This window comes from Streptomyces sp. NPDC053673 (assembly GCF_055585225.1).
This window is the reverse complement of record NZ_JBVJKN010000068.1, coordinates 1-10,618: the sequence shown is the minus strand read 5'-3', so window position 1 is coordinate 10,618 and position 10,618 is coordinate 1. Positions and strand designations below refer to the sequence as shown.

2 protein-coding genes are annotated in these 10,618 nt (G+C 71.6%); both read right to left on the bottom strand.

All coding sequences use genetic code 11. The features are described from left to right. On the bottom strand, window positions 1–1,992 hold a 1,992-nt coding region (locus tag ACZ6ZQ_RS38085), incomplete at its 3' end, for a type I polyketide synthase (protein WP_469773122.1). 139 nt (window positions 1,993–2,131) lie between these two features. After that, a partial coding sequence (locus ACZ6ZQ_RS38080; RefSeq protein WP_469773121.1) for a type I polyketide synthase occupies window positions 2,132–10,618 on the bottom strand: 8,487 nt, incomplete at its 5' end.

Below are 10,618 nucleotides of genomic sequence, written 5' to 3'. Positions count from 1 at the left end.
AGCAGCGATCTCACCCTGCGAATGCCCCATCACCGCACCCGGACGCACACCCGCAGCCCGCCACACCTCCGCCAGCGACACCATCACCGCAAACAAAGCAGGCTGCACCACATCCACCCGCTCCAACGACGGCGCACCCTCCACACCGCGCAGCACATCGCGCAGCGACCAGTCCGTAAACGGCTCCAGCGCCTCCGCACACTCATCCACCCGCGCAGCAAACACCGGTGAAGCGTCCAACAAACCCTCGGCCATGCCCACCCACTGCGACCCCTGCCCCGGGAACACGAACGCCGTCTTCCCACCAACCACAGTCCCGGTCACCACACCCGCAGCCATCGAACCCGACGCCACCGCAGCCACACCCGCCGCATGATCACCCAGCACCACCGCCCGATGATCCAAACCCGCCCGCGACGACACCAACGACCAACCCACATCCAGCACCCGCACACCCGCCGGCCCACCCGACGCACCAGACGCACCCGCAAGCCAGCCCGACAACCGCTCCGCCTGCGCCCGCAACGCCCCCGCACTCTTACCCGACAACACCCACGGCACCACCGGCAAACCGCCCGAACCCTCCACCGGGACGGACACACCCTCCACCACCGGCGCCTGCTCCACGATCACATGCGCATTCGTCCCACTGAACCCGAACGACGACACACCCGCACGACGGGGCTCATCGGTCTCCGGCCAGGCGATCGTCTCCTCGATCAGGGAAACGGCGCCCGCCTCCCAGTCGACGTGCGGGGTCGGCTCGTCGAGGTGGAGGGTCTTCGGCACGACGCCGTGGCGCATAGCCTCGACCATCTTGATGATGCCCGCGACACCCGCGGCAGCCTGGGTGTGGCCGATGTTGGACTTGATCGAGCCCAGCAGCAGCGGCCGGTCGGCGGGGCGGTCCTGCCCGTATGTCGCCAGGACGGCCTGTGCCTCGATCGGGTCGCCGAGCGTCGTCCCCGTACCGTGCGCCTCGACGACATCCACATCGGCGGCAGACAGTCGGGCGTTGGTGAGCGCCTGGTGGATGACACGCTGCTGCGACGGGCCGTTCGGAGCAGTCAGACCATTGCTCGCACCGTCCTGATTGATCGCCGAACCGCGAACGACGGCGAGCACCGGGTGGCCGTTGCGCTGTGCGTCGGAGAGCCGCTCGACGAGGAGCATGCCGACGCCCTCGCCCCAGCCCGTACCGTCGGCGGCAGCCGCGAAGGGCTTGCAGCGTCCGTCGGGAGCCAGACCGCGCTGGCGGCTGAACTCGGTGAACGTCGCAGGAGTGGCCATGACGGTGACACCCCCGGCCAGCGCCAGCGAGCACTCACCGGCCCGCAGCGCCTGCACCGCCAGGTGCAAGGTGACCAGGGAGGAGGAGCAGGCGGTGTCGACGGTGACGGCCGGGCCTTCGAGACCGAAGGTGTAGGCCACCCGGCCGGAGGCGATGCTGCCGGAGCTGCCGGTGCCGAGGAAGCCTTCGACACCCTCGGGCACGGAGTCGAGGCGCGCGGTGTAGTCGTGGTACATCACGCCGGCGAAGACGGCCGTACGGCTGCCCCGCACGGACGACGGGTCGATGCCGGCCCGCTCGAACGCCTCCCACGACGTCTCCAGCAGCAATCGCTGCTGCGGGTCCATCGCCAGCGCCTCACGCGGCGAGATCCCGAAGGGGGCGGGGTCGAAGCGGGCGGCGTCGTAGAGGAAGCCGCCCTCGCTGACATAGCTGGATCCGGGGCTGTCGGGGTCGGCGTCGTACAGCGACTCGACGTCCCAGCCGCGGTCGACCGGGAAGCCTGAGACGGCGTCGTCACCGTTCTCGACGAGCCGCCACAGGTCCTCGGGGGTGCGCACACCTCCGGGGTAGCGGCAGCTCATCGCGACGATGGCGATGGGCTCCTGGTTCTTGTCCTCGACCTCGCGCAGCCGCCTGCGGGCCTGGCGCAGATCGGCGGTCGCCCGCTTGAGGTAGTCGCGAAGCTTGTCCTCGTTCACCATTGCGTGGGCTCCATGCCTCAGGGGCGGTTGTACGGTCGGTCGTCCGGGCGGCCCGGGCCCCGGCGTGCGGGATCCCGTGGCTTCGTGTCAGAGGGCTGCCGGCCGGCTTCTCCGGCGGGCGGCAGTACGGTGGTGGTCAGGAAGCTCCGAGCTCGTCGTCGAGCAGATCGAAGAGCTCGTCGTCCGTCGCGGTCTCGAGGTCGTCGTCATCGTCGGCCCCGGCGGCGGCGCCGCTCGCGTCCGGTGCGTCGTTCCACTTGGCCACGAGGGCCTGGAGGCGCATTGTGATGCGCGCGCGCGTGACGCTGTCCGCGTCCGCCGCGCCCAAGGCGGCCTCCAGCCGGTCGAGTTCGCCGAAGAGGGACGGCCCGTCGTCATCGAAGGGCAGTGCCGAGCGCAGATATCCGCTCAGCTCTTCGGGGGTCGGATAGTCGAAGATCAGCGTCGCCGGCAGCCGCAGACCGCTCGCGGCACCCAGCCGGTTGCGCAGCTCCACCGCTGTCAGCGAGTCGAAGCCCAGCTCCTTGAAGGCGCTGCCCGGCTCGATGGCGGCGGCCCCGCTGTGGCCGAGTACCTGGGCCACCTGGGTGCAGACCAGGTCGAGGAGCACCCGGTCCCGTTCGGCGGGCGGGAGTTGGGCCAGCCGCTGCGCGAGTGAGTCCGGGGCCTGCGCCGTATGGCCGCTCGCCCTGCGCCGTACGGGGGTACGGAGCAGTCCTCGCAGCAACGGCGGTACGGAGTCGCCCACTTGGACGTGCAACTTGGCCAGGTCGAGCTTTGCGGGCACGAGCACACTCGCGGTCCGCGCCTCATCGGCCGCACCCGCCACGGCGTCCGAGGATGGAGCACCGGGCAGCGACGCGTCGAACAGCTCGAGGCCTTCGGCCGCCGAGAGCGGCTGCATGCTGCCCCGGCTCAGACGGCGGCGGTCCGTCTCGTCGAGGGTGGCGGCCATGCCCGCCTCGTCGTCCCACAGGCCCCAGGCGAGCGCGACCGCCGTGCGCCCCTGCGCCCTGCGGTGCTGGGCGAGGGCGTCGAGGAAGGCGTTGCCCGCCGCGTAGTTCGCCTGTCCCGCGTTGCCGAACACGCCGGCGGCCGACGAGAACAGCACGAACGCCGACAGGTCGAGACCGCGGGTCAGCTCGTGCAGCTGCCACGCAGCGTCGACCTTGGGCCGCAGCACCCGGTCCACCCGCTCGGCGGTCAGCGACTCGACCGTGCCGTCGTCCAGCACACCGGCGGTGTGCACGACGGCCGTCAGCGGATGGGTGACGGGCACGGACTCCAGAAGTGCGGCCAGCGCGTCGCGGTCGGCCACGTCGCACGCCGCCCAGGTCACCTGCGCACCCAACTCGGTCAGCCATGCCGTGAGTTCCGGCGCGCTGTCGGCCTCGGCACCCCGGCGGCTGGTGAGCAGCAGGTGCTGTACGCCGTGCTCGGCGACCAGGTGCCGGGCGAGCAGGCCGCCGAGGGTGCCACTGGCTCCCGTGATGAGGACGGTGCCCTCCGGGTCGAATCCGGCGCCCGCTTCCGTCACGGGAGCGGTGGCGGCACGTGCCAGACGCGGAGCCCGTACGACCCCGTCCCTTACGGCGAGCTGTGTCTCGTCGCTGTCGAGCGCCGCGGGAAGGGCCCGGTAGGAGGCGTCCTCACCATCGAGGTCGACCAGCACCAGCCGGTCCGGGTGCTCGGCCTGCGCGGAGCGCACCAGGCCCCACACAGCCGCGTGCGCCAGGTCCTCGACGTCCTCGCCGGCCTGTGTGGCGACGGCGCCGCGGGTGACGACGGCCAGCCGGGAACCGGCGAACCGTTCGTCCGCCAGCCAGGACTGGATGAGCTCCAGCGCATCGGTGGTGGCGGTGTGCACGGCCGACGCGAGACCGCCGGCCGGGCCGAGGTCGGGTGCCATCGAGACCAGGACCGTCTCCGGCGCCGTCTTGCCCAGGGCCTCGGCCAGGTCGACCGCTTCCCCGAGCGCCGACAGTTCCGTGTGGTGGCCATCGGCGTGCTCGGCATCCGTACCGAACGCCGCGGTTCGCTCCAGGACTCCGGTCCGCTCCAGCGCCGCGCCCAGCTTCAGCGGGTCGCCGCCCAGCAGGGCCCAGCGGCCATCGGCAGGCAACGGGGCCCCGGGCAGCGGCAGTACGGGCCAGTCGACCTGGAACAGGGCGTCGCGTGTTGCACCCGGCCCTCCCGTGCCTCCGCCGAGCGAGTCGGTGACGAGCGGACGCAGTACGAGCGAGTCGACCGTGAGGACCGGCTGACCCGACTCGTCGGCGATCGTCAGCGCGACCGCGTCCTGACCGGCCGGCGCCATACGTACCCGCAGCGCCGCGGCGCCGACGGCGTGCAGTCGTACCCCGTCCCACGAGAACGGCAGCCGGGCGCCCTCGGCGGCGTCGGCGAAGAAGTCCCCGAGGCCGACCGCGTGCAGGGCGGCGTCCAGCAGCGCCGGGTGGAGCCCGTACAGGGCGGCCTCCGGCGTGCGGTCGTCGGCCAGGGCGACCTTGGCGAAGACTTCTTCACCGCGCCGCCAGGCGAGCCGCAGATTGCGGAATGCCGGACCGTATCCGAGCCCGATTTCATCGAACGACGGATACAGGTCGTGTACGTCGCAGGGCTCGGCCCCGGCCGGCGGCCACTCGGGCTGCGCCTCGGCCTCGGCCTGGCCCGCGACGGCCAGGACACCGCTCGCGTGCCGGGTCCAGGGCTCGTCGAACGCGGCGTCCTCCAGGCGCGAGTACACGTGGAAGACCCGCCTTCCCGACGCGTCGGGCTCTGCCACGGCCAGCCGAAGCTGCACCCCGACCGCTTCGGGCAGCACCAGGGGCGCCTCCAGCGTGAGGTCCTCCAGCAGATCGCAGCCTGCGTGGTCCCCGGCGCGCACGGCCAGTTCGACGAGCGCGGCGCCAGGAAGCAGGACGGTGCCTGCCACGGTGTGGTCGGCGAGCCAGGGGTGCGTGCGCAGCGAGAGCCGGCCCGTGAACAGGAACCCGTCCGAGTCGGGCAGTTCGACCGCCGCACCGAGAAGGGGATGCCCGGCGGCGCCGAGCCCGGCGGACGCCACATCTCCGCTCACCGCGTGGGCGGGCGCCTCCAGCCAGTAGCGCTGCCGCTGGAAGGCATAGGTGGGCAGATCGGTGCGCCGGGCACCGGTGCCGGAGTAGAACGCCTCCCAATCGACGGCGATGCCTCGCAGGTGCGCCTGGGCAAGGGCCGTGGTGACGGTCTCCGCCTCGGGGCGGTCGTTGCGCAGGGCGGGGACGAACGCGGCGTTCTCGGTGACGCACTCCTGCGCGAGGGCGCAGAGCACCCCGTCCGGGCCGAGTTCGAGGTACGTGGCGACGCCCGCGGCCTCCAGGGCCCGTACGCCATCGAGGAACCGGACCGTCTGACGGACATGGCGGACCCAGAAGTCGGCCGAACCCATCTCGTCGGTCACCAGGGCCCCGGTCAGGTTGGAGACGACCGGGATGCGCGGAGTGTTGTACGAGAGCCCCTCGGCGACCTTGCGGAAGGCGTCGAGCATGCCGTCCATGTGCGGCGAGTGGAATGCGTGACTGACCGTCAGCCGCTTGGACTTGCGGTCCGCGAAGGACTCGGCGACAGCGACCACCGCCTCCTCGTCGCCCGCGATGACCACGGACTGGGGGCCGTTGATCGCGGCAATGCTCACGCTGTCGGTGAGCAGCGGAAGGACCTCGTCCTCCGACGCCTGCACAGCGATCATCACACCACCGGACGGAAGCTCCTGCATCAGGCGGCCACGGGCGGCGACCAGTGCACACGCGTCTTCCAGCGACAGCACCCCGGCCACGTGGGCGGCGGCGATCTCACCGATCGAGTGACCGGCCAGGAAGTCCGGCGTCACACCCCAGCTCTCCACCAGCCGGAACAGCGCCACCTCGACGGCGAAAAGGGCAGGCTGTGTGTACGCGGTCTCGTTCAGCAGATCGCTGTCGTCGGCGAAGAGCACGTCCTTCAGGGGTACTTCGAGATCGAGGCTGTCGCAGACCGCGTCCAGTGCCTCGGCGTAGGCCGGGTAGGTCTCGTACAGCTCACGGCCCATCCCGAGCCGCTGGCTCCCCTGCCCGGTGAACAGGAAGGCGAGCTTTCCGGCGGCCGGTGAGCCCTCCACCAGGTTCGCTGCCGAATCGCCTGCGGCCAGCGCCGCAAGACCCGTAAGGAATCCCTCGCGGTCCTCGGCGACAACGGCTGCGCGGCGGTCGAGCGCTGTCCTGCTCGTGGCCAGGGAGTAGCCGATGTCGGCGGGGGCCAGTTCGGGATTGTCCAGCGCGTACGCACGCAGGCGCGCGGCCTGCTCGTGCAGGGCTTCGGCGGTCTTGCCGGAGAGCACCCACGGCAGGCTGCCCGGCGCCCGCTCGGGTTCCTGGCGTACGACGGGCTCCGCCGCGTCCGGGGCCTGCTCGATGATGGCGTGGGCGTTGGTGCCGCTGAAGCCGAACGACGAGACGGCGGCGCGGCGTGGGCGACCGGTCTCCGGCCACGGGGTGACCGCGTCGAGCAGCGACACCGCCCCCGCCGACCAGTCGACGTGCGGTGTCGGCCCGTCGACGTGCAGGGTCTTCGGCAGAACACCGTGGCGCATCGCCTGGACCATCTTGATGATGCCCGCGACACCCGCAGCAGCCTGGGTGTGTCCCATGTTGGACTTGATCGAACCGAGCCACAGCGGCTGCTCGCCGGTGTGCTCCTGCCCGTACGTGGCCAGCAGCGCCTGCGCCTCGATCGGGTCACCCAGCGTCGTCCCCGTACCGTGCGCCTCCACGACATCGACCTCCGCGGCCGACAGACCCGCACTGGCCAGCGCCTGACGGATCACACGCTGCTGCGACGGACCGTTCGGAGCAGTCAGACCATTACTCGCACCGTCCTGATTGATCGCCGAACCACGCACCACCGCCAGCACCGGATGACCGTTCGCCCGCGCATCCGACAGCCGCTCGACCAGCAGGACGCCCGCGCCCTCGGACCAGCCCGTGCCGTCGGCGTCTGCCGAGAAGGCCTTGCACCGGCCATCGGCCGCGAGGCCCCGCTGCCGGCTGAACTCCACGAACGGCGCGGGGGTCGCCATGACCGTCACACCGCCCGCCAGGGCCAGCGAACACTCACCGTTGCGCAGCGCCTGGACGGCAAGGTGCAGGGCGACCAGCGACGACGAGCAGGCGGTGTCGACGGTGACGGCCGGGCCTTCGAGTCCGAACGCGTACGACACACGGCCGGAGATGACGCTGGCCGCGTTGCCGGTGCCCAGGAAGCCCTCGACGCCCTCGGGGAGTGTGGTGAGGCGGGAGGCGTAGTCGTGGTACATGACGCCCGCGAACACTCCGGTCCGGCTGCCGCGCAGGGCGGTCGGGTCGATACCCGCCCGCTCGAAGGCTTCCCACGAGGTTTCGAGCAGGAGCCGCTGCTGCGGGTCCATCGCGACGGCCTCACGAGGCGAGATCCCGAAGAACGCCGCGTCGAAGTGGCCCGCGTCGCCGACGAACCCGCCTTCGCGGGCGTAGCTCGTGCCCTGCTGGTCGGGGTCGGCGTCGAACAGCGCCTCCACGTCCCAGCCGCGGTCATCGGGGAACTCCGAGATGGCGTCCCGGCCCTCCAGGACCAGTCGCCACAGGTCCTCCGGGCTCGCCACGCCTCCGGGGTAACGGCAGCCCAGGCCCACGATCGCGATCGGCTCGTCGTCGCGGACCGGGGCGGCGGCCGGGGCGGCCGCCGCAGGCGCCGCGCCGACGAGTTCGGACCGCAGATGGTCGGCCAGTACCGCCGAGTTCGGGTAGTCGAAGACGAGCGTGGCAGGCAGCCGCAACCCGGTCGCAGCGCCCAGAAGATTGCGCAACTCGACGGCGGTCAGCGAGTCGAAGCCCAGCTCGCGGAACGAGCGGTCCGTCTCGACCGCCTCCGGCCCGGCGTACCCGAGGACGGTGGCGACCTGAGTACGCACCAGCTCCAGGGCGTACGCCGTCTGGTCGGCGACCGGCAGTCCGGCCAGGCGCTCCGCCGGCGTCGCGACAGCGTCGGCGGCGCTTGCGGTGCGGCGGGTGGGGGTGCGGACCAGGCCGCTGAGCAGCGGCGGGAGCATGCCACCACTGCCCGCCTGCGCCCGCAACGCCACCAGATCCAGCTTCACCGGCACGAACAACGCCTGCTCGGAGACGGACACCGCATCGAAAAGCGCCAGCCCCTCCCCGGCCGACAGCGCAGTCACACCACCACGGCCCAGCCGCGACACCTCACCGGCATCCAGCTCACCCCCCATACCCCCAGTCTCAGCCCACAGGCCCCAAGCCAGAGAGGTCGCGGCCAGACCCTGCGCCCTGCGATGCGACGCCAGAGCATCCAGGAACACATTCGCCGCCGCGTAGTTCGCCTGCCCCGCACCACCGAACACACCAGCAGCCGACGAGAACAACACAAACGCCGAAAGATCAAGACCCCGCGTCAACTCATGCAGATTCCACGCCGCATCCACCTTCGGACGCAACACCGAAGACAACCGCTCAACCGACAGAGAACCGACCACACCGTCATCCAGCACACCCGCCGTATGCACCACCGCCGTCAACGGACGCTCAGCAGGAACCGCCGCCAGCACAGACTCCAACGCATCCCGATCGGCCACATCACACGCCGCCCACGACACCGTCGCACCCAATCCAGCCAACTCCGCCGACAGCTCCGCAGCACCCACAGCCGCACCACCACGACGACTCACCAACAACAGATGCCGCACACCACGCTCAACCACCAGATGACGCGCGAACAACCCACCCAACGAACCACTCGCACCCGTCACCAACACCGTGCCATCAACAGCCCACTCACGCACTGCCTCAGCGTTCGAAGCACGCGCCAGCCTCGGTGCGAGGAGAGAGCCCCCGCGCGCCAGGAGCTCCGGCTCGCCCGCCATCAGGGCCTCCGTCACCGCCTGTTCGGGCAGGCCCTGGTCATCGATGTCGACGAGGGCGAACCGGCCGGGGTGCTCGGTACCGGCGGACCGGACCAGACCCCACAGAGCCGCACCCGCGAGGTCACGGACGGATTCGGCAGCACGGGCCACCATCGCGCCACACGTGACGAACACCAGGCGCGAGGAGGCGAAGCGTTCCTCGGCCAGCCATGTCCGTACGAGAGCGAGCGCGTGGGCGGCGCGCGCATGCACCGCACCCGGCAGGTCGTCCGCGTCCGCCTCGGACTCCGGTTCCGTGGTGATGAACACCAGCTCAGGCACGTCGGCGTGAGCGGCGGCCAGGGCGGCGAGATCGGCGTGGGGCGGAGTGTCCAGCCCTGGCACGGCGGCGCCGACCACCGCCCGCTCGACGCCTGTTGACATCGCGGCGCGGTCCACCGGAAGCTCCGTCCAGTCGACCTGGAACAGCGACTCCTGGCGACCGGCGCGCGCCGCCGCGCCGAGCTGCTCGGGCGACATGGCCCGCAGGACCAGCGAGTCCACCGAGGCGACTGGCTCACCGGCCGCGTCGGCCAGTTCCAGGGAGACCGCTTCACGGCCGGACTGCGCCAGCCGGACCCGTACCGCCGAGGCACCGGCCGCGTGCAGCCGGACACCGCTCCAGGCGAACGGCAGCCTGGCACCATCGGCTGCCTCGTCGGAGTCCGTCATCACGTCGCCCAGCACGAGGGCGTGCAGCGCCGAGTCGAGCAATGCGGGGTGCAGCCCGAAAGCGACGGGGTCCGCCTGCGCCTCCGCGGGCAGGGCCAGCTCGGCGAAGAGTTCGCCGTCTCGCCGCCAGGCCGCGCGCAGTCCCTGGAACAACGGGCCGTACGCGAGACCGCAGGCGTCGAGGATCTCGTACGCGCCGTCCACCGGTACGGCGGTCGCGTCGGCCGGCGGCCATACGGCGAGATCGGCGGCGGGACCCCGGACCTCGTCAGTCAGCAGGCCGTCGGCGTGCCGCAGCCAGGGCTCTTCATCGGCGTCCGGACGGGAGTACACGGCCACCGGGCGACGGCCGGAGACATCGGGCGCACCGACCACGAGCTGCAGCTGGACCGCGCCCTGCTCGGGAAGGATCAGCGGGGCTTGAAGGGTCAGCTCGTCCAGGGCCCGGGTGCCGACGCGCTCGCCCGCGTGCAGGGCCAGTTCGACGAGAGCCGTTCCGGGAACCAGTACGGAACCCATGACGACGTGGTCCGTCAGCCAAGGGTGCGTCCGCAGCGAGAGCCGGCCGGTGAAGACACACCCGTCGGCGTCCGCCAGGGCGACCGCCGCGCCCAGCAGCGGGTGACCGGCGGCGGCCAGCCCGAGCCCGGCGGTGTCTCCGGGCAGAGGTGTGCCGGTCTCCGGCCAGTACCGCTCGCGCTGGAAGGCGTAGGTGGGCAGATCCACGCGCTGGGCGCCCGTACCGGCGTAGTACGCCTCCCAGTTCACGGCGACACCCCGCACATGCACCTGGGCGAGTGCGGTTGCCACCGTCTCCGTCTCGGGCCGGCCGACCCGCAACAGCGGGGAGAAGACTACTCCCTCGCTCCCGATGCACTCCTGCGCAAGGGCGGACAGCACACCGTCCGGACCGAGTTCGAGATACGAGGTGACACCCGCGGCCTCCAAGGCCCGGACGCCGTCCAGGAACCGCACCGCCTC